30 protein-coding genes are annotated in these 26,505 nt (G+C 56.1%); 20 read left to right on the forward strand and 10 right to left on the reverse strand.

Annotation, left to right across the window (positions count from 1 at the left end; all coding sequences use genetic code 11):
* Positions 1–8 precede the first annotated feature (8 nt).
* Positions 9–221 (reverse strand): zinc-finger domain-containing protein, encoded by a 213-nt coding sequence (locus tag AC1RSM_RS00100; protein ID WP_492928241.1) that lies wholly within the window; start codon positions 219–221, stop codon positions 9–11.
* Positions 222–506: 285 nt separating this feature from the next.
* Here AC1RSM_RS00100 and AC1RSM_RS00105 point away from each other — a divergent pair, with 285 nt between their 5' ends.
* The 3 genes from AC1RSM_RS00105 (at position 507) to AC1RSM_RS00115 (ending at position 3,015) form a co-directional block, all read left to right on the forward strand.
* Positions 507–1,193, forward strand: coding sequence for an AzlC family ABC transporter permease (locus AC1RSM_RS00105; protein WP_492931398.1), 687 nt, complete (start codon positions 507–509; stop codon positions 1,191–1,193).
* The gene (locus tag AC1RSM_RS00110) at positions 1,193–1,528 is read left to right on the forward strand and encodes an AzlD domain-containing protein (protein ID WP_492928245.1); all 336 of its coding nucleotides are present in this window, start codon (positions 1,193–1,195) and stop codon (positions 1,526–1,528) included. Before AC1RSM_RS00105 ends, AC1RSM_RS00110 begins: the two co-directional genes overlap by 1 nt.
* Positions 1,529–1,641: 113 nt before the next feature.
* Positions 1,642–3,015 (forward strand): DEAD/DEAH box helicase, encoded by a 1,374-nt coding sequence (locus AC1RSM_RS00115; protein ID WP_492928247.1) that lies wholly within the window; start codon positions 1,642–1,644, stop codon positions 3,013–3,015.
* Here the strand turns inward: AC1RSM_RS00115 and AC1RSM_RS00120 are convergent.
* Positions 2,995–3,384, reverse strand: coding sequence for a thioredoxin family protein (locus AC1RSM_RS00120; protein ID WP_492928250.1), 390 nt, complete (start codon positions 3,382–3,384; stop codon positions 2,995–2,997). The genes AC1RSM_RS00115 and AC1RSM_RS00120 overlap by 21 nt on opposite strands.
* A gap of 73 nt (positions 3,385–3,457) precedes the next feature.
* Here AC1RSM_RS00120 and AC1RSM_RS00125 point away from each other — a divergent pair, with 73 nt between their 5' ends.
* The 4 genes from AC1RSM_RS00125 (at position 3,458) to phaP (ending at position 6,779) form a co-directional block, all read left to right on the forward strand.
* Positions 3,458–4,276, forward strand: a complete 819-nt coding sequence (locus AC1RSM_RS00125; RefSeq protein WP_492928252.1) for an EI24 domain-containing protein — start codon at positions 3,458–3,460, stop codon at positions 4,274–4,276.
* Positions 4,266–5,075, forward strand: coding sequence for a competence/damage-inducible protein A (locus AC1RSM_RS00130; protein WP_492928256.1), 810 nt, complete (start codon positions 4,266–4,268; stop codon positions 5,073–5,075). The genes AC1RSM_RS00125 and AC1RSM_RS00130 overlap by 11 nt, the downstream gene beginning before the upstream one ends.
* A gap of 121 nt (positions 5,076–5,196) precedes the next feature.
* Complete coding sequence (locus AC1RSM_RS00135; protein WP_492928258.1) at positions 5,197–5,946, forward strand: IclR family transcriptional regulator; 750 nt, start codon at positions 5,197–5,199, stop codon at positions 5,944–5,946.
* 242 nt (positions 5,947–6,188) lie between these two features.
* The gene (gene phaP / locus AC1RSM_RS00140) at positions 6,189–6,779 is read left to right on the forward strand and encodes a TIGR01841 family phasin (RefSeq protein ID WP_492928260.1); all 591 of its coding nucleotides are present in this window, start codon (positions 6,189–6,191) and stop codon (positions 6,777–6,779) included.
* Positions 6,780–6,879: 100 nt separating this feature from the next.
* Here phaP and AC1RSM_RS00145 read toward each other — a convergent pair whose 3' ends face one another.
* The 6 genes from AC1RSM_RS00145 to AC1RSM_RS00170 form a co-directional block, all read right to left on the reverse strand.
* On the reverse strand, positions 6,880–7,914 hold the full coding sequence (locus AC1RSM_RS00145; RefSeq protein WP_492928262.1) for a quinone-dependent dihydroorotate dehydrogenase: 1,035 nt from the start codon (positions 7,912–7,914) through the stop codon (positions 6,880–6,882).
* Positions 7,915–7,935: 21 nt separating this feature from the next.
* Positions 7,936–8,658 (reverse strand): arginyltransferase, encoded by a 723-nt coding sequence (locus AC1RSM_RS00150; protein WP_492928264.1) that lies wholly within the window; start codon positions 8,656–8,658, stop codon positions 7,936–7,938.
* A gap of 68 nt (positions 8,659–8,726) precedes the next feature.
* Positions 8,727–9,506, reverse strand: coding sequence for a leucyl/phenylalanyl-tRNA--protein transferase (gene aat / locus AC1RSM_RS00155; protein ID WP_492928267.1), 780 nt, complete (start codon positions 9,504–9,506; stop codon positions 8,727–8,729).
* Positions 9,507–9,508: 2 nt separating this feature from the next.
* Positions 9,509–10,099, reverse strand: coding sequence for an NUDIX hydrolase (locus AC1RSM_RS00160; RefSeq protein WP_492928270.1), 591 nt, complete (start codon positions 10,097–10,099; stop codon positions 9,509–9,511).
* Between the two features lie 20 nt (positions 10,100–10,119).
* Positions 10,120–10,725 (reverse strand): DUF2946 family protein, encoded by a 606-nt coding sequence (locus tag AC1RSM_RS00165; RefSeq protein ID WP_492928273.1) that lies wholly within the window; start codon positions 10,723–10,725, stop codon positions 10,120–10,122.
* Positions 10,726–10,838: 113 nt separating this feature from the next.
* Entirely contained in the window at positions 10,839–11,396 is a 558-nt protein-coding gene (locus AC1RSM_RS00170; RefSeq protein WP_492928275.1) for a MarR family winged helix-turn-helix transcriptional regulator, read from the reverse strand.
* Between the two features lie 841 nt (positions 11,397–12,237).
* Between AC1RSM_RS00170 and AC1RSM_RS00175 the strand changes: the two genes are divergently transcribed.
* The 3 genes from AC1RSM_RS00175 to hppD all read left to right on the forward strand — a co-directional run bounded on the left by AC1RSM_RS00175 (position 12,238) and on the right by hppD (position 15,910).
* Positions 12,238–13,656, forward strand: coding sequence for an aspartate ammonia-lyase (locus tag AC1RSM_RS00175; protein ID WP_492928277.1), 1,419 nt, complete (start codon positions 12,238–12,240; stop codon positions 13,654–13,656).
* A gap of 160 nt (positions 13,657–13,816) precedes the next feature.
* Positions 13,817–14,566 carry a sulfite exporter TauE/SafE family protein gene (locus tag AC1RSM_RS00180; RefSeq protein WP_492928279.1) on the forward strand — a complete coding sequence of 250 codons (750 nt, stop codon included), beginning with the start codon at positions 13,817–13,819 and terminating at the stop codon, positions 14,564–14,566.
* A gap of 267 nt (positions 14,567–14,833) precedes the next feature.
* Positions 14,834–15,910 (forward strand): 4-hydroxyphenylpyruvate dioxygenase, encoded by a 1,077-nt coding sequence (gene hppD, locus AC1RSM_RS00185; RefSeq protein WP_492928282.1) that lies wholly within the window; start codon positions 14,834–14,836, stop codon positions 15,908–15,910.
* Between the two features lie 93 nt (positions 15,911–16,003).
* Here hppD and AC1RSM_RS00190 read toward each other — a convergent pair whose 3' ends face one another.
* Both AC1RSM_RS00190 and AC1RSM_RS00195 read right to left on the reverse strand, forming a co-directional pair.
* Positions 16,004–17,137 (reverse strand): HPP family protein, encoded by a 1,134-nt coding sequence (locus AC1RSM_RS00190; RefSeq protein WP_492928284.1) that lies wholly within the window; start codon positions 17,135–17,137, stop codon positions 16,004–16,006.
* A 54-nt stretch (positions 17,138–17,191) separates the two neighbouring features.
* Complete coding sequence (locus AC1RSM_RS00195) at positions 17,192–17,632, reverse strand: hypothetical protein (protein WP_492928286.1); 441 nt, start codon at positions 17,630–17,632, stop codon at positions 17,192–17,194.
* A gap of 127 nt (positions 17,633–17,759) precedes the next feature.
* Here AC1RSM_RS00195 and gspG point away from each other — a divergent pair, with 127 nt between their 5' ends.
* The 10 genes from gspG to gspE are packed head-to-tail and all read left to right on the forward strand — an operon-like array spanning position 17,760 to position 26,495.
* On the forward strand, positions 17,760–18,230 hold the full coding sequence (gene gspG, locus AC1RSM_RS00200) for a type II secretion system major pseudopilin GspG (protein ID WP_492928288.1): 471 nt from the start codon (positions 17,760–17,762) through the stop codon (positions 18,228–18,230).
* A 4-nt stretch (positions 18,231–18,234) separates the two neighbouring features.
* Positions 18,235–18,702 (forward strand): prepilin-type N-terminal cleavage/methylation domain-containing protein, encoded by a 468-nt coding sequence (locus AC1RSM_RS00205; protein WP_492928290.1) that lies wholly within the window; start codon positions 18,235–18,237, stop codon positions 18,700–18,702.
* Positions 18,699–19,058 carry a type II secretion system minor pseudopilin GspI gene (gene gspI / locus AC1RSM_RS00210; RefSeq protein WP_492928292.1) on the forward strand — a complete coding sequence of 120 codons (360 nt, stop codon included), beginning with the start codon at positions 18,699–18,701 and terminating at the stop codon, positions 19,056–19,058. The genes AC1RSM_RS00205 and gspI overlap by 4 nt, the downstream gene beginning before the upstream one ends.
* A complete protein-coding gene (locus tag AC1RSM_RS00215; protein ID WP_492928295.1) occupies positions 19,055–19,654 on the forward strand; it encodes a PulJ/GspJ family protein in 600 nt (199 codons plus the stop codon). The genes gspI and AC1RSM_RS00215 overlap by 4 nt, the downstream gene beginning before the upstream one ends.
* A complete protein-coding gene (gspK, locus tag AC1RSM_RS00220) occupies positions 19,651–20,511 on the forward strand; it encodes a type II secretion system minor pseudopilin GspK (protein ID WP_492928297.1) in 861 nt (286 codons plus the stop codon). Before AC1RSM_RS00215 ends, gspK begins: the two co-directional genes overlap by 4 nt.
* 4 nt (positions 20,512–20,515) lie before the next feature.
* On the forward strand, positions 20,516–21,469 hold the full coding sequence (locus tag AC1RSM_RS00225) for a GspL/Epsl periplasmic domain-containing protein (protein WP_492928298.1): 954 nt from the start codon (positions 20,516–20,518) through the stop codon (positions 21,467–21,469).
* The gene (locus tag AC1RSM_RS00230) at positions 21,466–22,017 is read left to right on the forward strand and encodes a type II secretion system protein M (RefSeq protein WP_492928300.1); all 552 of its coding nucleotides are present in this window, start codon (positions 21,466–21,468) and stop codon (positions 22,015–22,017) included. Before AC1RSM_RS00225 ends, AC1RSM_RS00230 begins: the two co-directional genes overlap by 4 nt.
* Positions 22,014–22,760 (forward strand): type II secretion system protein N, encoded by a 747-nt coding sequence (gene gspN, locus AC1RSM_RS00235; protein ID WP_492928303.1) that lies wholly within the window; start codon positions 22,014–22,016, stop codon positions 22,758–22,760. Before AC1RSM_RS00230 ends, gspN begins: the two co-directional genes overlap by 4 nt.
* 13 nt (positions 22,761–22,773) lie before the next feature.
* On the forward strand, positions 22,774–25,080 hold the full coding sequence (gene gspD, locus AC1RSM_RS00240; RefSeq protein ID WP_492928305.1) for a type II secretion system secretin GspD: 2,307 nt from the start codon (positions 22,774–22,776) through the stop codon (positions 25,078–25,080).
* On the forward strand, positions 25,077–26,495 hold the full coding sequence (gene gspE, locus AC1RSM_RS00245) for a type II secretion system ATPase GspE (RefSeq protein ID WP_492928307.1): 1,419 nt from the start codon (positions 25,077–25,079) through the stop codon (positions 26,493–26,495). The genes gspD and gspE overlap by 4 nt, the downstream gene beginning before the upstream one ends.
* The last annotated feature ends 10 nt before the right edge of the window (positions 26,496–26,505 follow it).

The raw sequence follows: 26,505 nt of genomic DNA on the forward strand, positions 1-26,505 counted from the left end.
TTCAGAAATTAATGACCGTGAACCTTCTCGCCTTCTTTCAGGCGGTAGCGGGCACCACAGTAAGGACAAGCGGCTTCGCCAGTTTTGCTGATATCGATAAACACGCGAGGGTGCATATTCCACAGTGGGCTGCCGGGACGGGGGCAGTGCACGGGCAGATCGTCGGCTCCGACCATAATCAGTTCGTGATCTGCTTTTTTAGGTTCGATAGCGGCGCTCATAGGGTTCCTGATAAACAATGAGAGGGGTAAGAATACCTTGCACGTGACGGCGGTGCCGAACTTTACATGCGTAGACTAGCGATTGTAGCAAGAGCCAGCCTCTTTTTTCGTGACCATATTGGGTGAGCGAGATGTTCTGCTCCGACTTTTGCTTCTAGAATAAGAAAATTACAAGCAAAGTGGCCACAGCTGTTTACAACCTGTCGGCAACTCATCTCAGGAGACGGCGTGTCAGCCATCACAAGATTATCGGCCTTGATGCCCGGTGCACAGGACCGTGTGCACATGCGCGCCGGGTTTATCGATTTCATACCCGCCATGATTGCCACCGTTGTCTGGGGCTTTGTGACCGGGGTGGCGATGGTCAAGTCAGGGCTGAGCATGTTCGAGGCCACCTTGATGACTTTGTTTGTCTACGCTGGCTCGGCGCAGCTCACGGCGTTGCCCTTGATTGAATCCCACGCACCATTGTGGCTGATTTTCACTGCGGGGTTCATCGTCAATATTCGCTTCATTATTTTTGGGGCGGCCTTGCAGCCTTTCTTTCGGCACCTGAGCTGGAAAAAACGCCTGGGCTTGGGTTACATCACCAGCGATATGGTGTTTGTGCTGTTCATGTCCAAGTATGGCGACGCCAAAGAGCGCGGCTCGCGCGAGCATTTATGGTATTACCTGGGCATTATCTTGCCGGGGTGGTTGAGCTGGCAGATCGCATCTTTGTCCGGCATTGTGCTTAGCACCTATGTGCCGCCGTCTTGGTCCCTGGAGTTTGCGGCCATTCTGGCCTTGCTGGCGCTGTTGATTCCGCTGGTCAATAACCGTGCCATGTGGTCCTGTTTGATCACAGCCAGCGTGATTGCATGGGTGGGGCAGGCCTTGCCCTTGCGTTTGGGGCTGGTCGCCGCGGTGCTCGGTGGAGTGCTGGCTGGCGTGGCGGCAGAACAACTGCAACGGCATAGGGATGCACGGTGATGAGCGATTGGCAGTATGATTGGTACGTTTTGGGTGCAATCGCCCTGTTGGTGTTGTGCAGCTTGCTGACCCGATCAGGCTATTTCATGTTTGGTGATTTGCTGCCCCTGACCGAACGTATGCGGCGCGCCTTGCGCTTTGCTCCGGTAGCTGCTCTGGCAGCAATTATTATCCCGGAACTTTTGCCTTGGTCTTATGGCGACACTCCCCGATTGGATATTAAAGCGCTGGCCAGCCTGGTAGCTGTGCTGGTCTTTATCCGTACCCGTAATGCGGTTTGGGTAATCGTGGCCGGGATGGTGGCATTTTGGCTACTACGTGCCGTGATGCCTTGAGATCCTGATGCGAAGACTTACTGTCCAATACTGCTGCACTGGCAGGCTGGCATAAGTTAAAATAGGATTGTTACAAATGCTTGCCGCTCGTGGCAAGCCGACTTTTTGCGTACATGACAGATAAAACTCCTTCGATCTCCGATGACCTTACGTTTGCTGATTTCGGTCTGCACCCTGGAATATTAAGCGCCGTTACCGCCGCTGGTTATTCCAAGCCTACGCCTATTCAGGCGGAGGCGATTCCCGTGGTGCTGGCCGGCCGTGATGTCATGGGGGCAGCCCAGACCGGTACAGGTAAGACGGCGGCTTTTTCCCTGCCCATCCTGAACCTGCTGATGGCACACGCCACGACCAGCGCGTCGCCCGCCCGCCACCCAGTGCGGGCTTTGGTGTTGACGCCAACTCGTGAGCTGGCTGATCAAGTGGCTGAAAGTATCGCGCTCTACAGCAAGTCGGTTCCGCTGCGCTCGACCGTGGTGTTTGGCGGTGTGGATATTGGCCCGCAAAAAGAAGCCCTGCGTCGTGGTGTTGAAATTGTCATCGCCACCCCAGGCCGTTTGCTTGATCACATCGATCAGCGCACGATCAATTTGAGCCAAGTCAGCGTTCTGGTGCTGGACGAGGCCGACCGCATGCTGGATATGGGCTTCTTGCCCGATCTGGACCGCATTGTTTCCATGCTGCCTAAAAGCCGTCAGGGCTTGTTGTTCTCGGCAACGTTCAGCAAGGAAATTCGCAAGCTGGCCCGCAACTTCCTGAATGATCCAGTCGAGATCGAAGTGGCGGCCCGCAATGCGACTGCCTCGAATGTGACCCAGGTGGTCTACCCGATGTCCGCGGACGACAAGCGTCGCGCGGTGGTGCATTTGGTCAAGACCAAGAAGCTGACCCAGACCATTGTCTTTTCCAATACCAAGATTGGTGCCGGGCAACTGGCTCGCTATCTTGAGCGTGAAGGCATTAAAGCAGAGTCCATTCACGGCAACAAAAGCCAGCTGGAACGCATGAAAGTGCTAGAGGCTTTCAAGGCCGGTACAGTGGATGTGTTGGTGGCAACGGATGTGGCCGCTCGCGGTCTGGACGTGGCCGGTATGCCGTGCGTAATCAACGTGGATTTGCCGTACAACGCCGAAGATTACGTGCACCGCATTGGCCGTACAGGTCGTGCTGGAGCCTCTGGCGAAGCCATTGCCTTGATGGCACCCGACGAAGAGCACTTGCTGCAAGATATCGAGAAGTTGATTGGTACCGTTGTACCGCGTCTGAAGCTGGATTTGCCGTCGACGGCTCCTGCCCGTTCCAGTTCCAACCGTCACGAACGCGGTGAGCGTCGCTCTTATCAGTCCAATACTCCGCCAGTGGACGACTTCTTCCTGAAGCCGTACGAGCCTTCAAGCACTGCCTCGTCCAAGCCTGCCGTAAGCACACCCGCCAATAGCGCCCGCAAGCGCTCTGTGGGCGTCCTGTTAGGCGGCGGCCGCTACTAAGGCGCGCAAGTCGCCAGGCCCGGCGTCAACAATCGGGCTGCGTTCTGAGATGCTGTGCACCAGACGCTCCAGATGTTCGATATGAGGCAACATGGGACCGTAAAAAACGGTCCCATTTTCATTTTGGATCAGCAAGGTCGGGAAGTCCTCGATATCTTCATCGCCCACCAGCTCGGGCTGCTCTTCAATATCAATCCAGATCAGGCAAGCCTGGGGAAAGTGTGTGGTCAAAGCCTCAAAAGCGGGCTGATATTGCTGACAGGTTTTGCACCATTCGGCGCAGAAACAGGCAATCAGCAAAGCATCCGGATTGGCTTGCAAGTGGGCCGCCAGGGCGGGTAGATCGTGTTGGGCGTTGAACAAGGCCATAATTTCATACAGACAAAAAGAAGCGACTGTGCCTATGATACTCGGGTAATTGATTTTGCTTAGCAGGAGCACTATGTCCGTTTCTTCGTCTGCCCAATCACGATCGGGCCCTGCAGGCAGCTGGGCCAGCGTTTCTACCGCTTTCAAGCGTTCCTTGGTATCGCAATTTCAGCCGCGCATGTTGGTGGCTCTGGTCATGCCATTTTTGATCATGTTTGTGGGCCTGATCTTGCTGAGCTGGCTGTTGTGGACGCCCATTCAAAACTGGCTGTTGCAGTTGCTGGGAGGCTGGAATGCCTTCGAATCCGTTGATCAGTGGCTTGTGGGGCTGGGGCTGTTTTCGCTCAAGGTGTATTTAGCTCCCTTGCTGGCGCTGGGTATTTTGTTGCCCTTGGCGGGTGTGCTCGGGCTGATTATCGCGGCCGTGCTGGTCATGCCTTTGGTATTGGGGCACTTGCAGCAGAAAGACTATCCCGATGTCATCCAACAAGGCCAAAATGCCACGGTCTTCAGTATCTGGAATGCCGTGTGGGTGGGCACTTTGTTCGTAGTGGGTTGGCTGGTGACGCTGCCTTTATGGATCTTTCCGCCTTTTGCCTTGATTCTGCCCGTGCTGTGGTGGGTCTTTGCCTTGACGCGTATTTTGCGAGTCGACTCTTTGGTTGAACACGCCACGGTAAAAGAGCGCAAGTTTCTGTGGTCTCGCCTGAACCGCCAGTATTGGCTGATCGGTCTGGTTTTTGCTTTATTGAACCTGATCCCGCCTGCCTGGCTGGTATTGCCCGTATTCTCGTCTTTGGTATTTGCCCACTTCTCTTTGGAAAACCTGCGTCGCCTGCGTCAGCAAGAAGCAGCGGCGGCTTCTCATTCGCTTATTGACTATGACAACTAAGGATCACGCCATCATTCGCCTGATTATCATCGGTGACGAAATCCTGTCTGGACGTCGTTACGATAAACATTTTTTAAAAATGATTGAGCTGCTGGGCGCCAGAGGCTTGCAACTGGGCGGGGCACAGATTATCCCTGATGATCTGGATACAATTGCCGCGACCTTGGAGCGTAGTTTCGCAACGCCGGACATTGTGTTTTGCTGTGGCGGGATTGGTGCCACGCCAGATGACCAAACCCGTCAGGCGGCTGCCAAGGCCTTGGGCCTTGCATTGACGCTGCACCCTGAAGCAGAAGCCTTGATTACTGAGCGTTGTGCCGAGAACGAGCGCAATGGCGTAGGCAGTGCGGACATGTCCCTGCCGGAGAATCAACAGCGCCTGCAGATGGGGATGTTTCCGGAAGGGGCGCAAATTGTGCCTAACTCCTATAACAAGATTCCCGGTTTTTTCATCCGCAACCACACTTTTATGCCCGGTTTCCCAGTTATGGCCTGGCCCATGATGGAGTGGACGCTGGATACCCGTTACCGGGACCTGCACCATTTGGCGCATCGGGTAGAGCATTCTTTCCTGGCCTTTAATTTGCCCGAATCCCGTATTACGCCGGCGATGGAGCATATAGAGCTGACTTGGCCGGGCGTGAAAGCATTCAGCTTGCCTAGCGTGGGGGAGTCAGGCGGACAGCCCCATATTGATCTGGGTGTAAAAGGGGAGCCCGAGCCGGCTGCCGAGGCCTTGGCGTATTTGCGGCAGCAGGTGTTGGACTTGGGAGGAAGTCTGAGTCCCGCGCTAAAATAGCACTTGCCAAGCGCGCGGCCATTTCATATTATGGAATTTGTTGCGTTGCATCATAATTCTCCTAATAATGACAACAAATTCCTTTACGCCAGCTAGTGCATCGTCCGGCAATGGTGGTCAGATGTCGATCCAGGTTCTGGAACGTGCCATGATTTTGTTGGACGAGCTGGCCAAACAATCTGAGCCGGTAGCTTTGAAGAATTTGGCCGCTGCAACTGGTCTGCATACATCGACAACTCACCGTATCCTGAATGATCTGGTGGTGGGCCGCTATGTCGAACGTGTGGACAGTGGCTTGTATCGTCTGGGCATGCGCTTGCTCGAACTAGGCTCCCTGGTCAAGGGACGCTTGAACGTACGCGCGGCCTCCTTGGCTCCTATGCGCGAGCTGCACAAATTCACCGGCCAAACAGTGAACTTGTCCTTGCAGCAAGGCGATGAAATTGTCTATGTAGAACGGTCCTGGAGCGAAAGCTCGGGAATGCAGGTGGTGCGCGCCATTGGTGGCCATGCTCCTTTGCATTTGACCTCCACCGGCAAGCTGTTTTTGGCTTCCTGGGAGCCTCGTCAAGTGCGAGCCTATGTGATGCGTACCGGCCTTGCTGGTGCTACCCGTAACAGCATCACTCAGTTGGAATTGCTGGAGCGCGAACTGGCCCAAGTGCGTCGTTTGGGTTATGCCCGCGACAATGAAGAACTGGAAATGGGCGTGCGCTGTATTGCTGCGGGTGTCTACGACGATACGGGCAAGCTTTTGGCGGGCCTGTCTCTGTCTGCTCCGGCTGAGCGCCTGCACGACGACTGGATCCCCGTTCTGCTCAGCACGGCGGCCAAGATTTCCGAAACCCTGGGATACGACAAGCAGCGCTAAGCCCGTGTTTTTACGGTGTTTATAGCGTCTGCAAGAAGAGTAAGTGTTATTTTGTTGCGTTGCAGCAAATCTCGTTGACTTTGCTTTGGATAGCGCTTAAAGTTGAATTGTTGCGCTGCAACATAGAAGGTTTGCCTTGCGTAGTTGCGAGTGGGCCGGGCCTTCTTAGACCCTTGTCTAGTAACACTGACACTAATTTCACGCTGGCTTAACCCAAGCCACGTATCTCCAAGGAAATCATCATGAGTGCTATTCCCCAAAACGTGCTGGAAGCTCAACAAGCTACTTTGAACAATCTGTTTGCCGCTCAAGGCCAATTGCTGCAAGGCTTTGAAAAACTGGTTGGTCTGAACCTGAATCTGCTGCGTAGTTCTTTTGAGCAAGCTGCTGGTCAATCCCAGCAAGCCATCAACGCCAAAGACGTGCAAGACGTAGTGGCTTTGTCGCAAAGCGCTGTCAAGCCTAATGCAGCTCAAGCTCTGCAATACGGGAAAAGCGTGTACGACATCTTCTCCGATCTGCAACTGAACCTGTCGCGCATCGCCGAAGCTCAACTGGCACAAGGCCAGCAACACGCTTCTGAAGCTATCGATCAACTGGCTAAAAATGCTCCTACGGGCACTGAAAGCGCCGTTGCTTTGCTGAAGTCTTCTTTCGCTACTGCTTCCAACGCTGCCGAGACTGTGGTTAAAGCCGCTCGTCAGGCTGCTGATGCTGCTGAAAGCAACTTCCAAGCTGCAACTAATGCCAGCCTGAAGGCTGCTGCTCAAGTTACCGAAGCCAGCAACCAGACTGTTGCAGCCGCTACCGCTGCTGCTAACGTCAAGAAGTAAATCCGGACCTGCTGCCTTTATTCGGCAGCAAGTAAAAAGCCAGCTCATTGAGCTGGCTTTTTTTATGCCTCATGCCCTTGCAAAGCGGGCAGGGCAAGTTTTACAGGGCTCGAATGCAATCGGAAATCAAAGCTGGGCCTTTGTAGATCAAACCCGTATACAGCTGAACGGCTTGAGCACCCGCCTGAATTTTTTCCTGAGCCTGACGGCCTGACTCAATACCACCCACACCAATAATGGGAAAGTCAGGGCCTAGCTGTTCGCGCAGACGGCGAATGACGTTCAAAGACAACTCATGAACGGGTGGGCCGGATAGACCGCCTTGCTCCTGAGCATGAGGAATCCCTTGGACCGCATCACGCGACAGGGTAGTGTTGGTGGCGATGATGCCATCCAAGCCTTGGCCGGGTACGGTGTCGGCAATGGCATCAATCTGCGACTGATCCAGATCGGGGGCGATCTTCACCACAATGGGCACGTAGCGTTTGTGCTCGTCGGCCAGTTCCAGGCGCAGCGCTTGCAGGGCACCCAGCAGTCGGGCCAGCTCATCCTGAGCTTGCAAGGCACGCAGGTTTTGCGTGTTGGGAGAAGAGATATTGACGGTGACGTAGTCGGCGTGAGGATAGACCGCACGCAGGCAGGTCAGGTAGTCCTGATCCGCTTGCTCAATCGGTGTACTCGCATTCTTGCCAATGTTCAGCCCCAAAATGCCACCTTGGCTGCGGAATTGGCTACGGCGCACATTTTCAATAAAGGTGTCCAGCCCGTCATTATTGAAACCAAAGCGGTTGATCAGGCTATTGGCCTGCGTCAGGCGGAAAAGACGCGGTTTAGGATTGCCGGGCTGCGCTTTGGGGGTGACAGTTCCCACTTCAACAAAACCAAAGCCCAAAGCGCCCAGTGCATCAATGTGCGCGCCGTTTTTATCCAGGCCCGCGGCCAGGCCAACGGGATTGCGCAGCTTTAGCCCCATCAGTTCCACAGGCTTGCTGGGAAGATCTTTCAGCAGGCTGCCCAGAACAGGGGTCTGGTGGGCGCAGTGCAGGGATTTCAGAGTAAGTTCGTGAGCGTGTTCAGCATCCAGACTGAACAGCACCCGGCGAGCCAAGGGATAAAGGCTGAATAGGGCAGACATGGGGATCGATACAAGAGGACGTTAAGCCAGCCATTCCCAACGACCTTTCATCAGGAGCTGGTAGGGGCGAAAGCGGGTTTTGTAGGCCATTTTACGGCTTTCTTCGATCCAATAGCCTAAATAGAGCCAGGGCAGGGATTGTTGTCGGCAATAGTCCAGTTGCCAGAGCACGGCATAGGTGCCCAGACTGCCGGTATCATCCGGGTCAAAAAAGGTATAAACGGCAGACAAGCCGTCTTGCAGCACATCGATTACCGCCACGATCTTCAAGGTGCCATCAGGTTCGCGGAACTCCAGCAAGCGTGATGTGACGTGGCTGGCCAGCAAAAACTGGGCGTACTGGGACTGGTCATCTTCGTCCATGCCTGCACCGGGGTGGCGGCTGGCTTGGTAGCGTCGGTACAGTGCGTAGTGTTCGGCGTTCCAGTGCAAGGGCAGATCTTGCACTACCAGGTTTTCATGTCGTTTTTTGGCTCGCCGTTGGGAACGATCGGGCTGAAAATGCAAGGTGTCGCAACGCAAAGGCAGGCAGGCACGGCACTGATCGCAATAGGGGCGGTACGTGAAGGTGCCGCTGCGCCGAAAGCCTTGCTGCACCAGTTTTGAATACACCGTATCGTTGATCAGGTGCGCAGGAGCGGCAACCAAAGAGCGCGCCTGTTGCTCAGGCAAGTAGCTGCAACGATAGCTGGCGGTGGAATAAAACTGCAGCGTTTGGGGACTGGGAGCTTTGGGATAATTCATGCGACTCTGCCAAGCGTGATAGAGCCATTATGGGATGCCCGCGCCTGGCTCGCAAGTTGGGGGCTGGCCTAAGGCCGCTGCGTATGACTCATCGGGGGTTCATCAAGCTGTGTCACTTGCCCCGCCGGGGTCTCAGGCCTTAGTCGTAAGGGGCCACGCGTCCAGGTGGGGGCGGGCTGTGCTTGGGCCCAGGCCAGAATATCCATGAAGTCCTCTCTGGGGACGGGGCTGGCTCCTAAACTGGCCAGATGCGCGGTCTCTTGCTGGCAATCAATGTACGGTACGCCCGCAGCCTGCAAGAAATCCACCAGATGCGCCAAGGCAATTTTGCTGGCATCGGTACGCAAGGCAAACATGGATTCGCCAAAAAAGAAGCGGCCCAAATTTACGCCATATAAGCCACCCACCAGTTCGCCATCCATCCAAGTCTCGATGCTGTGGGCGTAGCCGGTGTGATGCAGATCCGTATAGACATGTTGAATATCCGGGCTGATCCAAGTGCCACTGACGCTGCGCTGCGCGGCACATTGGCCAATGACTTGTTCAAACGCCAGATCACAGGTGACACGTATGCGGGCGTCGGGCAAATCCTGTTGCTTGGCGATTTGCCGCAGCTTCTTGCCCAAGGAGCGAGAGATCTTGAAGCGATCAACCGCCAGTATCATGCGTGGGTCCGGGGACCACCACAGAACCGGGTCGCCCGGGTTGTACCAGGGAAACATGCCCTGGCTATAGGCTTCCAGTAGGCGGGGAACGCTTAAGTCCAGTCCGGCAGCTACCAGTCCCTCGGGACTGGCGTGTTCTGGGCTGGGCAGGGCCTGATCAGGAGCGACCCAAACAAGCGTCATGATTAGTCGTGGTCGCGGGGGGCGATATCAAATTCGTGGATCTGAAAGCGGCCCGCTTTATGGTCTTCTACGTAGCGTTGCAAGGTCGCCGTTACGGTACGGAAGGCCAAATTGTCCCAAGGGATATCATCCAGATGAAAGAATCGGGCTTCCAGGGATTCTGGTCCTGGGTCCAGTACATCGCTGGTGACTTTGGCCAAATAGTAAGCATGGACCTGTTCGGCGTAAGGCACGCTGATCACGGTAAACAAAGGGCCAGGTTCAACCTGTGCGCCAGCTTCTTCTGCCATCTCGCGCAAAGCACCCTGGCCTAGCGTTTCGCCCAGTTCCATAAAGCCAGCGGGCAAGGTCCAGGTGTTGTAGCGTGGCTCGATGGCACGACGGCACAGCAACACCTGATCGTCCTTCCACATAGGCACAATACCCACCACATTGCGTGGGTTTTGATAATGAACGGCGCCACAGCTTTCGCAGACATCGCGCATGCGGTTATCGTCCGGTGGCACCAGGCGCGTCAGTTTGCTGCCGCATTGATTGCAGAAGTTTTGGGTGCGTGGTGCAGGGAAGTAGAAAGAGGCAGATGGCTGGGTCATGCAGATTCAATGATGGCGGTTCAAATAGGATCGGGTTCTGGCAAAACAATATACGCCAATTCCCGAGCGGGCGACACGCAGGAAGACCAGACTGTCAGGGAACAAGCGTTGGGATAGGCTGGCAAAAACCAACCTTCGCTGCGCTGGGCCTGGCTTAGATCCAGCGTGTCCAGCCCTTGCTGGTCCTGGTTACGCAATTGTTCCAGCAAAGCAGGCACGTCGCGGCCCGCCAGCAAAGCAGGGCCCAAGTTGCTGAGCAGATACAGCATGCCCTGAGCACTGATGTACCAGCCCAGGATCGTTTCCAGTTTGCGACCCGTGTGGTCTTGCAGATGGGCCTGGTCTTCGGACCAAGAGACAATCAAGGGCGCGCCGTCCAAGCGGACATAAACACGCTGCGGCCCGTTCTGTATAAACCAGCGACCTTGTTCATCCGCTTGGTAATTGCGATTGAAAAAGCTCTGTAAACCCTGGTGAGCCATACGTTCGCCCACTTGTTCAGGATGGGCAATGGCGTCTCCGTCTGGATGGTGACGCCAGTTGCCCGCTTGATCCAAAGAGATATAGCCCGTCACGGCGGGAACATTGGGCCATTTCTTCATGGCGTCAATTACGGCAGCATCCATAGCGTGTCTGATCTGTCAGAAAAGAAAACAAAGGGTGGTCACCGTAATGGTGCCACCCTTGAATGTATCAGGCCGGCGGTCAAGCCGGCCCATAAACCCGATACGTTTGTGTTTCAGGCCATATAGCTGCGTTGCAGCGTGCCGGGAACGCCATGGGAAAAGGGCTTTTCTACTTTGATGTCCTGGGTCTGGTCGCCTTGCAAGGCTTTGGACAATAAGCCGGACAGACGTTGACGTACATCTTGCGGTACATGGTTAAACACACCGGAGAGCCACTCAATGTAATAAGGCAGCAGGTGTTCGCACAGCTCTTGCCCGGCTTCGGTGAGTTTGACCGTGAGCACTCGGCGGTCCGACGTATTGTTTTGACGCACCAGCAGTTGCTGTTGCTCCAGACCATCGAGCAAACCGGTAATGGTGGCTCGGGTGACGCCTGCTTGTTCCGCCAACAGGGCAGGGCTTAGCCCGGCAGGTTGACGACTGAGCAAAAACAGCAGGACCAGGCGTCCTTCAGACAGGCCAAATTCATTCAGAACGCTGCTGGAGGCACGCGTAATGCTGGAGGCCAACGAAAGAACGCGTAAACACAGTTCAATATCCTCGGTTTTAGGGTGAGCCTGGCGTTGGGATTCGCTCAGGATTGTTTGATATTTAAGATCGAGTAATTTCATAGTGCTGTGCCGTTGAGTAAGGCGCGGCAGGAGCAGTAGTTAATTAGAAAGAATCAACAAAACCCAATTGAATAAGGTTTGCTTTCTTTTATTACTGAGCCGCTGATTTTAATGTGGAAATTTATCTTATTTTTTAATTCCATTTTTACTGATTTAAACATCTTTTATTGATCAGGAATTTTCATTTAGTAAAATAAGACCAGTTTTTTTCAGTATAAGCGGCCCGGCATTTATAAAGTAGTCTTAAAGCCTGGGTATATTCTTTCGCCTTTGTTTTTTTCTCAAATAACAAGGTTCCTGGACTTGATCCATGCGCCGATCTAACAGTCTTTACAGATAGATTGCTCCAGGTTTGATGGCTTTATGGGTTCAGAATGATGCAATCACGCAACGCTCGTGCTCAAAGCGCCAGACTCTTGTTACACGCAAGATGAGTGAGCTATATCTGAGATACACCGCTAAAGTATGCGGGTTTTCAACTGCAAGTCAGGAATTTATGGCAGCGCAATCCAAGAAAAACCGCAAAACGACGCGCATGTAGGCGCACGGCGTTTACAATGTTCACAGCGCTTCCCGAGCTCGACGATGCCTTCAAAAAAGGCGGTTGGATCATTCACCCCGCTTGGTGGATTGCAATAGAGGCCCGTTTTTTACGGGCCTTTGCTTTCCAAAATTGGATACAAGCATTATCCAAAGCTTATTAGCGGTATTTGCCAGCATGTCCCCGAGCCCCTGCCAAGTTCGCAAGAAATGGCAGGGCTTTGTTCCGTTTACAGTCCGGGATCGAGTATGAGGCGTATCAGAAAAGTCTTGCTATCGTTATTAAGGAAACGAAGGAATTATGAGTCAGTTCCGTATCGAACATGATTTGCTGGGAGACCGCCAGGTCCCCGATGAAGTCTATTATGGTGTTCATACCTTGCGTGCCAAGGAGAATTTCCACATTACCGGTACGCCTATTTCAACTTACCCGGAACTGATTAATGCTCTGGCGCTGGTCAAGCAGGCAGCTGCTCAGGCCAATTTCAAACTGGGTTTGCTGGAGCAGGATAAGCACGACGCCATTGTGGCCGCATGTCAGGCTGTACAGGCTGGCACGTGCCATGAGCATTTCGTGGTAGACATGATTCAAGGTGGCGCTGGTACATCGACCAATATGAATGCCAACGAGGTCATTTGTAATCTGGCCCTGGAGCATATGGGTCACAAGCGCGGCGAGTATCAATATCTTCATCCCAATGAAGATGTGAACATGGCCCAAAGCACCAACGATGTTTACCCCACGGCTTTGCACCTGGCGGCCTACCGTTCGCTGGACCCGCTGTTTGCCTCCATGGAGCGCCTGCGTGATGCCTTCTTGAAAAAGTCCGAGGAGTTCTCCTCGTACATGAAGATTGGCCGCACTCAGTTGCAAGATGCAGTGCCCATGACATTGGGTCAGGAGTTCAACGCTTTTGCCACCATGATTAACGAAGACATCGTGCGCCTGAAAGAATCGCGCAAATTGATGTGTGACGTGAACCTGGGTGGCACGGCAATTGGCACCGGTATCACTGCCCATCCTGAGTACGCTCAGCTGGCCGTGGCCTACTTGTCTGATTTGTCCGGCGTTCAACTGCGCGTCTCCGACGACCTGATCGAAGCGACTCAGGATTGCGGTGGCTTTCTGCATTTGTCGGGTGTCTTAAAGCGTGCGGCCGTCAAGCTGTCCAAGCTGTCCAACGACTTGCGCCTGCTCTCGAGCGGTCCTCGTGCCGGTATGGGTGAAATTTGCCTGCCAGCCGTGCAAGCCGGTTCGTCCATCATGCCCGGCAAAGTCAATCCTGTGATCCCTGAAGTGGTCAACCAGGTTGCCTTTGAAGTGATTGGTGCCGATATGACGGTAACGATGGCGGCTGAAGGTGGTCAGTTGCAGCTGAACGCGTTTGAGCCTGTGATCATTCACTCCTTGCTGCGCAGCATGGCGCTGTTGAGCAATGCGTGCGATACGCTGACTCAGTTCTGCGTGGTCGGTATTACAGCCAACCGTGAATGCCTGGAAAGCAATATCGAGCGTTCTATTTCCCTGGTCACTGCCTTGAACCCGATCATCGGTTACAAAGCGGCTACCTCGGTTGCCGCCGAAGCCTTCCAGACTGGTACCAATATTCGTGACGTTGTGCTCAAGCGCGGTCTGATGGACGCCGAGACCCTGAACGAAGTATTGCGTGCTGAATCGCTGATCCATCCTCGTGATCTGCGTGCTGTTGACCCAGCCTGAACCAATCTGAACCAGGCCTGATCGGCCAGCTCTGGCTGACGCCGGTGTCAGTTTGGGAAGCCTCCTTTAAGGAGGCTTTTTTCTGCCTGTTTATTTCTACACTTTATTCTGGCTACAGGGGATACTGTGGCTTGTTCAAACGCAGCAGCGGTAGGGGAATATGGAGTCTGTGTATCTTGCAGTGGCTTTTGGCGCCATTGTGGCGGGTTTTGTTCAGGGCTTGTCGGGATTTGCTTTTGGCATGGTCGCCATCTCCTGCTGGGCCTGGTTTCTGGAACCCCAGCTGGCGGCTGTGCTGGCAGTTTGCGGCGCCTGGACCGGGCAAATGATTGCTGCTTTTACCCGGCGGCGTATTTCCTATTGGCAAATTTTGCTGCCGTTCCTGTTAGGCGGCTTGGTCGGTGTGCCTTTGGGAACCTATCTATTACCGTTTCTGGACGCTGCTTTATTCAAGGCATTCCTGGGAACCTTGATGGTGATCTGGTGCCCCATCATGTTGATGTCCAGCCGTTTGGGACACGTTCGGGTACGCAGCCGCCTTGCCAATGGTGTGGCTGGTTTGATTGGCGGCATCATGGGCGGGTTGGGCGGCATGACGGGTGTCATCCCCACTTTGTGGACCACCATGACTGGCATGCCCAAGGACGAGCAACGCGCTGTTATCCAGAATTTCAATCTGGCCACCTTATCCGTGACCTTGTTGGCCTACATAGCCTCCGGCTCGATTCTGCCTTCCATGCTGCCATCCATCGGTTTAGTCATGCTGGCTGTGCTGATTCCCGTGCTGCTGGGTGCTCGTCTGTACGTGGGCATAAGCCAGAACACCTTCCGGGCTATTGTCTTGAGTCTGCTGACCTTGTCCGGCGTGGCCATGCTGGTGTCTTCTGTGCCTGAGCTGCTGGCCCGCTAAGGTTTTTGTTGAAGCCTCTAGGGTAATGCTCTATGGCGGTCAGGGTACTGGCCCCCTCATAATAAGTCTCGGCATCGGGAACGCATTTCGGGTTCCCGCCCACTGGAGCAGAGCCTGTGAGAGTTCTGGGATTTCAATTGTTGTTTGGTGATCACTTGGCACGCAGTGTGCGTGGGGTGTCCTGCGCTCCCCCCTGCAAGGTCTAAGTCCAAGTTGCAAGGCGTTTTTACGCCCTCTTTGATTACCTGAATGCATTTGGAGTCTGCTATGACTGACTTGTTTGAAAATCCAATGGGCCTGATGGGCTTTGAGTTCATCGAATTTGCCGCTCCCCAGCCTGGTGTGATGGAACCTGTTTTTGCCATGATGGGTTTCACCAAAGTGGCGGTACACCGTTCCAAGAAAGTGTCCCTGTACCGCCAGGGCGAGATCAACCTGATCCTGAATGAAGAACCCAAAAGCCACGCGGCCTACTTTGCTGCTGAGCACGGCCCTTCGGCCTGCGGCATGGCCTTTCGGGTGCGCGACGCACAACAAGCGTATGAGCGTGCACTGGAATTGGGTGCCCAGCCTGTCGATATCCCAACCGGTCCCATGGAACTGCGTCTGCCCGCCATCAAAGGCATTGGCGGCGCGCCCCTGTACCTGATTGATCGCTTTGGCGAAGGTAACTCGATCTACGACATCGACTTTGTGTATCTGGAGGGCGTAGATCGCCACCCGGTAGGCGCTGGCTTGAAGCTGATCGATCACCTGACCCATAACGTGTACCGTGGCCGCATGGCTTACTGGGCTCAGTTCTACGAGCACCTGTTCAATTTCCGCGAAATCCGTTACTTCGACATCAAGGGTGAGTACACCGGCCTGACTTCCAAAGCGATGACGGCACCGGATGGCATGATCCGCATTCCCCTGAACGAGGAATCGGCCAAGGGTTCGGGCCAGATCGAAGAGTTCCTGATGCAGTTTAATGGCGAGGGCATCCAGCACGTTGCTTTCCTGACGGACGATCTGATCGAGTCCTGGGACAAGCTCAAGGCCTTGGGCATGCGTTTTATGACAGCGCCGCCACAAACCTATTATGAAATGCTGGAAGGGCGCTTGCCTGAGCATGGTGAACCCACGCAGGAGCTGCAAAGCCGTGGCATTTTGCTGGACGGCACCTCCGAAGGAGGCCACCGCCGTCTCTTGCTGCAGATTTTCTCCGAAACGGTGATGGGCCCCGTGTTCTTTGAATTCATTCAGCGCAAGGGCGATGATGGCTTTGGTGAAGGCAATTTCAAGGCCTTGTTCGAGTCCATCGAGCGTGACCAACTGCGTCGTGGTGTATTGCAGGCTGATTAACCAGATTCTGCGCCCTTGCTAAACAAGCACAGGCGCTGATCTCTCCCCACCGTGTGGCGATGGCCTGCGGTGGGGATTTTTATTTGTGGGGTCTTAATCCTGCGGGGTACGAGGCGGCTGCAAAATTCTGAACAACTCCAGCATCAGATCGGACTGCGTAATCATGCCCACCAATTCTTTATGGTCGTTGACCACGGGCATGTGCCGATGACGACCTTGGCTGAACAAGGGAATTAGCTCGGCAACAGACCAGCTGGCATTGGCGGTAACAGCAGGCGAGGTCATGATTTCCGCCACCGTGGGTGCAGAGGGCTGCCGTGGGTTCAGAAAGCGCTTGATACGCTGGCGCAGATTGTCAGGCTGATCCAGTCCGGCGCGTTGCAAGAAGTCCGACAAGGCCAGAATGCCGATCACATGCTTGTTTTGATCCAGCACGGGCAATGCCTTGATTTTGCGCTCTCGCATCAGATCCCAGGCTTGCTGCAAAGGCGTGTTGGTCTGGCAAGACAGGGGCGAATCATTCATCAGGGTTGCGCAGCGGCGCGTACCCAGATTGCGGCGAAAGGCGGATTGATGTACATAGCTAACCAGCTTTTCCAAATCGTCATGGCTGATGTTCAGCGTCTGGTTGTAGTGGCTTAAGGCCGCATCGTAATCCTGGTCAGTAAAGCGTGCAGGGCTTGCAGCCGGGCGCGCTGCTGGCTTGTGTACCGGCGGGTAAGCCACTCCCGTCAGGCGGTTGTACAGCATCCCCAGCAAGATCAGAACGCAGGAATCGAACAGGACCGGGAACAGCACGAAATCGTAGTTCTGAATTCCATTCAAGGCGGGGAACACGGCCATCGCTACGCTGGGCGGGTGTACGCAGCGCAAGGCCAGCATGATGGGCATGGCCACGCATACGGCCATCGTAATGGCGGCAATGGGATGGGGTAGCAGAATGGCGCAGCTGATGCCGGTCAGTGCACCGACCAGATTACCCAGCAGCACATTCCAGGGCTGAGCCAGCGGGCTGCTGGGAACCAGAAAGATCAGCAGGGCGCTAGCTGCCAAAGACGCCACCAGCCAATGATGCGTGTGGGCGAAATCAGACAGGTACAGGCTCAGGGACGAGACAATTAGCACGCTTAGCGTGGCGCCCAGTGTGGCACGCAACATCTCAGGGCGCGCAATGGCCAGGGACTTGGGGCGCAGGCTGTCAAACCAGTGACGAAGTAAAGCAGGCATACCCACCAGGGGGAAGAAGAAAGACAGCTTTAAATCATACTGCTAAAGCGGCATTCAGGGCTTGGAAGCCTGTTGGATGCCCGGAATGATGGCCGGGCCCTGACGCTCGGTAGCAATTTGCTGAGGCACGGCGTCCACCGTAATGATGATGTGGTCGCGTTGTAAAGAATCCAGCAGCACGCCAGGTGCCAGCTCCTGGCCGGGGCGATAAGCTCGCACCGCTTGCTGATTAATGCTGAGCAAAGCGGCACCGTCCTTGCCACTGACAATCATGCCGTGCAAGCGCAGCTCGGGCAAAGCTGTCGTGCCGCCAAACCATTGTGCCAATTGATGGGTGCTGATCTGTTCACGATGATTTTCATCCAGCATCGGGGCAATGGTGCCGCCTGCGGGCAGGGACACATTAAGCATCAGGCTGATCAAGGCCAGGACGATGCTGGCTTGGCATAAACGCAGCCAAAGATGTGACGGAAATATGGCGGAAATAATACCCATTTAGACTGCATCGCATAGTGCTTAGGCAGACGGCCCTTGCGGCTGTCTTAAGGGCTCTTATTGTGCGTGCGCAGCATGAAGCCCGTATGACAAGAGCTTGGGTTTTTCTTGGTGGCTTATTTCTTTCATGTCTCAACCTACTTGTTCTCGCAGTCCGGCCCGTGTTTTGGCCGCCTCTGCCCAGTCTCGCGCCCAACAGGGTTTTTCTTTGATTGAGGTCATGGTGGTTGTGGTCATCATGGGGATCATGGCGGCTTTGGTTGTTCCAAGCCTGATGGATCGTCCTGACCAGGCCCGAGCGGTGGCTGCTCGCCAAGATATTGCGGCGCTGACGCAGGCACTCAAGCTGTACCGCTTGGATAACGGCCGTTATCCCACCACCGCGCAAGGCTTGTCGGCCTTGCATCAGCGGCCCGCTCAGCCTCCGGAGCCTCGTAACTGGCGTCCTTATATGGATCGTTTACCCAGTGATCCCTGGGGCGGCTCTTACCAATACTTGCAACCGGGAGTGCATGGCGAGATTGATGTGTTCTCTTTGGGGGCGGACGGGCAAGCCGGTGGCACGGGCAGCGATGCCGATATAGGCAATTGGGACTGATGTGATGCAGCGGGGCTTTTCCTTGATCGAGACCCTGGTGGTCTTGCTGATCGTGGGCATTGTCAGCAGCGCAGGTTTAAGCGTGCTGGTCCTGGACCGTGATCAGGGCATACAGCGTGAAGCCCGCCAGCTTTCTTTGCGTTTAGCTCAAGTGCAAAGCTATGTCCGTGAAAGCGGTCGTAGCGTTGCCTGGCTTGCCGATCAACAAGGCTATCGTTTCAGCCTGATTCCTGACTCGACCGATGGGAGTGCACAGGCACCGGCTTGGGTCCGCGATCAGGTCCGGTTTGCCCAATTGTTCCCTCAGCGCTCCTGGTCCTTGGAATCGGTACGAGTGCGCATGGAGCCCGCGGGTCCCTGGGTGTTTGTGAATGAATGGTTATCTGCCCCGCGTCAGCTGGAGCTGGATGACGGCCATGAAGTCCTGCATTTGCGCAGTGACGCCAGCGGCCGCTTTGATGTGCAGTCATGACAGAGCGAGGCATGAGTCTGATCGAAGTGTTGATTGCACTGGCCATTGTCTCGGTGGCGTTGACGGCGGGCCTGCGAGCCTTGGGCCTGAGCGCGTCGGGCAGCCAGGCCATGCATGAACGCAGTTTGGCCTTGCTGGCTGCAGATGCTGTGGTAGCCGAAATGCGTTTGCGTCGCCTGTTCCCGGACCCCGGTGAAACCGTGGTGCCGTGCCGTCAGGGCAATCTGGCTTTGCAATGCAGACAGACGGTTCAAGCCACGGCCAATCGTTTCTTTCGTCAGGTAACGGTGCAAGCTTTTGTGCCGGAAGGCCCAGTGCTGGCCGAGCTGCACGCGACCTTGGCTTCTTTGCCATGACGGATACGGACCAGGAGGGCTTTACCTTGGTGGAAATGCTGGTGGCATTGACCATCATGGCCCTGATCAGCCTGATGTCCTGGCGCGGGCTGGATGCTGTTTTACGTGCGGATGAGCAGCTTAGCCATCAAGCGCGGCAGACTCAGGCTCTCTTTAATGCCTTGTCCCAAATGGGCCGAGATCTGGAACTACATTTGCCCCCCGCGCCTCGCGTGGGAGATTCCACCGGGACGACGGCGGTTTTGCCTGCCAGCATTCATTGGCAAGCGCAGGGCGAAGGCCCGGCGATCTTGATGATAGAGCGCCGTGCCGAAGCTGGAGCAGGTACGCAACAGATTCAATGGCGTTTGCAGCAAGGCATTTTGCAACGGGCTATTGCCCAGGCCGGTAGCGCTTATCCCTTGCCCGAATTGGGGCCACTGCAAGATGTGCTGGAGCAGGTGACCGCCTGGCATCTGCGCATCTGGATTCCTGCTCGTGGCTGGCAGAGCTGGCCGTGGCCGGAGCAGGCGGGGGCGGCAGCAACAGGCATAGAACTGACGCTGCAACTGGAAGGGCAGGAGCACCCGTATCGCAAAGTGATGATGCTGCTATGAAACAGGCTGCGCAAAAGGGTATGGCAGTGATCAATGCCTTGGTCGTGGTGATGGCGGTATCAATGGCCACGATGGGCATTGTGCAGCGGCAAAGCGGTTTGGCGACGCAACTAGCCAGTGAGCGTGATTATCTTCAAGCCAATTGGCTGCTGCGCGGCGCGCTGGATTGGGGCGTGCTGGTCTTGCGCCTGGATTCGCAGCGTTCTGCCGTCACTCATAAGGGCGGGTTATGGGCCCAGCCACTGAGTGAGTTGAAGGTAGAGACACCGGACAAGACTCGCGCTGCTTATTTCTCCGGCTACATCCAGGACGAGCAAGGCAAGTTCAATCTGGCTCTATTGCTGAAGGATGGCCATGTTCAGTCTCGCTACGTGCAGGCATTGGAGCAGTTGCTAGGCAATGTGCAGCAGCCAACGTCTGTGGCCCTGGATTTGGCCCAGCGCCTGGAGCGGGCCCAAGCAGGCCAAGGGCCTTGGCCTTCCCATCTGCAAGATTTTTTCCCCAATGCGTCACAACAGGCCAAGCAGTTGGAAGCGTATTTGACCTATCTGCCCCAGGCCAAGTCCTTGAATGTAAATACGGCCAGCGCCGCCGTGCTGGCTGCCGTGCAGCCCTCGGTAAGCCTGGTGGAGTGGCGTGGTCTGCTGGAGCAGCGTGACCGGGGCCAATGGTTTCGGGATCAGGCCGATGTGCAGTCCCGTTTGCAGCGTCAGGAGTTTTTGGAAGGGCAGAGCCTATCCGTGCGCAGTGAATGGTTTTTATTAAGTGGCGAGCTGCGGCTTGACCATAGCCGGGTTGCCACCCAGGCCCTGATCAACAGGGCTGCGGACCGCAGCCAGATTGTCTGGATTCGTTGATGTCATGAGCAAAGTGCTGCGTATTTATTTGGATTCTCCACCCCGTCTGGATCAGCCGGTGGACTTTGTTCTGCGGGACAAGCGCGGCAAAGTGCTGCGCCGGGGACGGGGACATGGGGAGGAGGTCAGGACTTTGGCGCGCTCTCTGGAACTGGTGTTACCACCGGGTATGGCCACCGTCACACAGGCTCGCATTCCGCTTGTCAGTGCCTCGCGTCGGCAGGCTGTGGCATGTAGTGCGGTGGAGCCGTTGTGTCTAAGTCCGATTGAACAGGTCTGGGTAGCGTGTGCGGCCCCTGAACCTTCGGGGATGAGCGAACTGGCTTGGACGGAGCGCCAGCCTTTGCTGGCTTTGGGAGAGCAAGCGCGCCAATGGGGGCTGCCTGTAAGCGGCGTCTATGCGTGGTCCGCCGCCCATGAGCAGGATAGACAGGGCGAGAGCTCAATCGTGAGCAAGCCAGCGTGCTCTTTGCTGATGCCGGAGATGTCCTCAAAAAGAGGCAATAGCGTTTTGCGGCAAGGAGTGTGGTGGGGCCTGGCCGCTGTGTTGATTTGGGCTTTGGTGTTGCAGCAGCAGGCTCAAAACCTGCGGGGGCAGATGCGCCAGGTGCAAACGCAGATGGAGCAGACCCTGCGGCAAGCCTTGCCACATTTACCCGTGGTGGTGGCTCCCTTGACTCAGGCCCGCCAGCATAGAGATGCCTTGCTGGAGGAAAAAAGCCCTGCCTCTGCGCCTTTTGATCGCCTCTTAACGGCCAGTGCTGTTCAGTGGCCAGACCTGCAAGGTCAAGTCCGTGCCTTGGATTACAAGGACCAGCGCTTGGTCTTGAGCCTGGCCAGCGAAGTGCCGGTTCAGCCTCTGCCCGCGCAGTCCGAGTTGAGCTGGAGTCAGGGCGAGTCAGATCGGCAATGGAAGATTGGCTTTGCCAAAACACCTCAACAGGGGGCGCAGCCATGAATACGCTGACTGCGTTCAAACCGCTCGTGCAGGCAGTGCAGAGCAAGTTGGCGATTGCCCGACAGTACTTTCAAGCCTTGAGTCGTCGAGACCAACTGGCCTTGTCCGTTCTGGCCGTGCTCGTGGTTTTGATGCTCTTGTGGCTGCTGCTGTTACGTCCCGCTGTGCGCGATCTGGCCTTGGCGCGCCAGGATTTGCCCCGTTTGCAATACGAACTGGCGCAGTTGCAAACCGTACTGCAAGACATTCAAACCCTGGATCAGGAACTGGTAGCCCCTGTTGATGCGCAAGGGCAGGAAAAAGCCTTGCAGCGTAGCTTGCTGACTTTAGGCAGCAGTTGTCAGCAAGAGGATGCTCAGGCGGAGCAGCATGTGCTGGTGTGCCAGGCCGTAGCCGCCCCGATCCTGATGGATTGGTTGCTCCACGCTCCGCGCGTATTGGGCTTTTCGGTGCAGGAGTTAAGTGTGCATCGCTCGGTGGTAGATAGCCGTGAAAGGGCGGGCTTGCTGGATGGCCGCATTGTGCTGCGCGCGGGAGAGCCGTCATGAGAAAGCTGGCAAAAATTGCATTCGGTGGCCTGCTGGTGCTCTTGTTGCTTTTGATCAGCCTGCCTTTTTTACCAGCCCGTTTGATGCTGGCCTGGCAGCCGGAGCAGTCGCCCCTGCGATTGGAGACTGCACACGGCACCTTGGCATCAGGACAGGGTTTGTTAGTGGTGGGCTCGGGCTTGCTGGCCCGCACGGTTCCCGGCCCGGTGAGCTGGCGTTGGCGCTTGACCCCTTGGCCACAAATGGAGTTGAGCCATGCCTGGCTGGATCAGCCGCTGCGTGTGCAAGCCAGTTGGCAAGGCTGGCGTATTTCAGGCCAAAGCCTGACGGCACCGGCAGCGCTGCTGGGTCGCCTGCATCCCTTATTGCAAACCGTGCAACCTCAAGGCCAGCTGCAGTTGCGTTGGCCCAGCCAGGCCATTGCCTCCGGCACGGGGCCACTGCTGGAACTGGATTGGCGCGGTGCGCGTTCAGCCTTGGCAGCCCAAGCCGAGCTGGGAGATTACCAATTAGTGCTTAGCCGCCAAGGGCAAGGTGTGCAGTTGGCACTGCGCAGTTTGGCGGGTGATTTAACCCTGGCCGGACAAGGCCAGTGGGGGCCAAATGGCGGGCATTTTGATGGGCGAGCCCAAGCCAAACAAGCCGGCGATCAACGTTTCAACGATTTACTGGAGGCCTTGGGGCCTCAGCGTCAGGGTGTGACCCATTGGCGAATAGCCACAACGACTAGCAAGCAGGAATAACGATATTTTGACTATGAGTATCTTGACTAAGCGACTTCCCGGGCTGCAGCCTCGCTTCCTTCTTGGCGTAGGTGCAGCTGTGCTGTTGAGCGCCTGTGCCAGCACTGGTCAGAAACCCGAGCCAGGTCCGGACCCTTCATCGTTTTTTGCCGCTGTCGGCAAGACGCCCGTGCGCAGTGGTCAGGACGATCCGCGTTTTGCCAATAGCACAACACCCACCCCGCTCGTCACCCGGCGTACTCCCCAACGCGTAGGGGGCAGCGCGACGCCGATTGATGTGCCCGACGCGGCGGAGTTTCCGCAGGGCGACGACATTACCTTGAACTTTGTGGATGCCGAGCTGGATGGAGTCGTGGCGGCCCTGGCCCGTTTTACCGGCCAAAACTTCATTGTGGACCCCCGCGTCAAAGGGCAACTGACCCTGGTATCCGAGGTGCCGGTAGATGCGCGCACCGCATACGAGATGCTGTTGTCAGCCTTGCGCATGCAGGGTTTTGCGGTGCTGCGCAATGGCAAGGTCAGCCGAGTGGTGCCCGAGGCTGAAGCGCGTCAACAAGGTGGCGCGGTACGAGCAGCCGGTACTGGGGCCAGCGGTAGTGGCGAACTGGAAACCCGCGTGTTCAATTTGCGCTATGAAAATGCGACGGCACTGGTGCCTGTTTTGCGGCCCATGATTTCGCCTAACAATCCCATCAATGCCTATCCCGCCAATAACACGCTGGTGGTGACTGATTACGGAGACAATCTGGACCGGATTGCGCAAGTTATTGCCGGGATTGATACGCCTGCCGGTTTGAACACGGACATCATCCCGATTGATTACGGGGTGGCTCTGGATGTGGCGGCGCTGGCCTCGCAAATGCTGGATACGCCGGGCAACGATGTGGCCCAGCGCATTACTGTGGTGGCCGATCCGCGTAGCAACTCCGTACTGGTGCGCGCAGGTAGCCCAGCGCGTCTGGATCTGGCCCGCGATTTGATCCGGCGCATCGACAGCCCGGAAAGCAATAAAGGCAATCTGCATGTGGTCTATCTGCGAAACGCTCAGGCGGTGCAACTGGCCGAAGTGCTGCGTGCGGCACTGGCCGGGCAATCGGACTCCGGCACTTCCTCCGCCGGAAAGCAGCAGGGCAATGGGCTGGCGCCTTCAGGCAATAATTCCATGTCGCAGGCCGGAGCCAAGAGTGTTGATATCGCCGCAGCAAGTGGCCAGCCTCAAGGCGAAATGGGTCTGAGCGCTGTCAGCAATACCGGCGGAACGGTGGCATTCAGCGCCGGTGGCGCCACAGTCCAGGCAGACCCTTCCACGAACACATTGATTATTTCCGCTCCGGACCCGGTTTACCGCAGTTTGCGTGAAGTCATAGACCAATTGGACCAACGCCGGGCTCAGGTTCTGGTGGAAAGCTTGATTGTGGAAGTGAATGCCGAGGATGCGGCCGAGTTTGGTATCCAGTGGATGACTGGGGGCGGCAATATCGCTGATGGCGGTTCGGGCTTTGTGGGTGGTGCCAATTTGGGTGGCAGCGGCATTACCAAGGCTGGGGCGACCACGCTGGACTCCCTGGCGGCAGGCTTAAGCTTGGGTGTGGTGAAAGGCACGGTGAATGTGCTGGGTCAGCAGGTCGTTAACCTGGGCGTGCTGGCACGAGCGCTGGAGCGTCAGGGCGGCACCAATATCTTGTCCACGCCCAATTTGATGACGCTGGACAACGAAGAGGCCAGCATCATGGTGGGCCGCACGGTTCCCTTTGTGACAGGGCAGTACACCACGACGGGCGATGGGGCCAGCAATCCATTCCAGACCATACAGCGCGAGGACGTGGGCCTGACCTTGAAAGTACGCCCGCAGATTTCTGAAGGCGGTACCGTCAAGATGGCCTTGTACCAAGAGGTCAGCAGCATTGATACGGCCATGTCTGTATCTGCTAATTCCCCCGTTACCCGCAAGCGTGCGCTCAGCACTAATGTGCTGGTGGATGACGGTCAGATCATTGTGCTGGGCGGTTTGCTGGAAGATTCGATCGAAGATGGCACGCAGTCAGTCCCGCTGCTGGGTGATATTCCCTTGGTGGGCAATCTGTTCAAGTACGAAAAGCGCAAACGTACCAAAACCAATCTGATGGTGTTCCTGCGCCCGCACATTGTGCGCAATGCCCAAGACAGTCAGAGCTTGTCCCTGGACCGCTACAACTATATGCGGGCAGTGCAGACGGGTTTGCCGGACCGCTCCACCTGGTTCCATCCGGATGCCGGTCATATGGTGTTGCCGCAAGCGGGTGGTGCAGTGCCTGCCGTGGACTTGCGAGAGTCTCTATGACCCGTTTGCCGTATTCCTGGGCACGGCAACATAGAGCCGTGCTGACACAGCAGCAGGGAGTGGGCACGCTGGTAATCAGCGAGCGCACGCCTGATTGGGCCTTGGTAGAGTTGCGGCGGCGCTACCCTGAACTGGACGAACGGCAAATACTTGATGTTGAGCTGGATACCTTGATTGATGCCAGTTATGCGCAAGGTGATGATGCTGCCAGCGTCGTCGACGCTGCCGCGAACGAGGTTGATCTGGACCGGTTGATGCAGGAACTGCCAGCGGTCACAGACCTGTTGGAAAATCAGGATGACGCGCCGGTGATCCGCATGATCAATGCCTTGTTCACTCAGGCAGTACGTGACGGGGCCAGTGATATTCACCTGGAGCCATATGAAACGCATTCGGTTGTGCGGTATCGGGTGGATGGTCGTTTGCGCGACATCGTCAGCCCGCGGCGTGCTTTGCACGGTGCTTTGGTATCGCGTATCAAGATCATGGCCAGCCTGGATATTGCGGAAAAACGCTTGCCGCAGGATGGCCGTATTGCTTTGAAAGTAGGTGGTCGCGCACTGGATCTACGAGTCTCGATTTTGCCCACCGGACATGGCGAACGGGCGGTGATGCGCTTGCTGGACAAGTCCGCCGGGCAGCTGGAATTGGAACGTCTGGGTATGGCTCCCGATATTCTGGTGCAGCTTGATGAGCTGATTCATCAGCCGCACGGCATCGTGCTGGTCACCGGCCCAACTGGCAGCGGTAAAACCACGACTTTGTACGCTGCCTTGGGCCGCGTTGATACCGCCCGCAGCAATGTGCTGACGGTTGAAGACCCAATTGAGTATGACTTGCCAGGCGTCGGCCAGACGCAGGTCAATCCCCGGATTGAGTTGAGCTTTGCACGAGCCCTGCGTGCCATTTTGCGGCAAGACCCGGACATCATCATGATCGGCGAAATCCGTGATCTGGAAACGGCACAGATTGCGGTGCAGGCTTCCTTAACGGGCCACTTGGTGTTGGCCACCTTGCACACCAACGATGCGGTATCGGCAGCCACTCGCTTGGTGGATATGGGGATAGAGCCTTTCCTGCTGGCTTCCACCCTACGCGGTGTCCTGGCCCAACGTCTGATTCGCAAACTGTGCCGCCATTGCCGGGAGCCTGCCGAACAAGGCCAGTACCGGGCCAGTCCTACGGGCTGTGAGCACTGCGCTCACACCGGTTATCAGGGGCGTACCGGCATTCATGAGCTTTACCGCATTGACGAACGTGCCCAGCACTTATTGAATGCTGCCGGAGCGGAGCCAGCCTTGCGCCAGGCAGCGCGGGAGTCGGGCATGCGCAACCTGCGTGAGGATGCACAGCGTTGGGTGGAGCAAGGCGTCAGCACGACTGAAGAAGTACTGCGTGTGACACGCGAGTTATAGGCAAGCAGCA

It is taken from the genome of Alcaligenes sp. GW821-FHT11D07 (genome assembly GCF_058808495.1).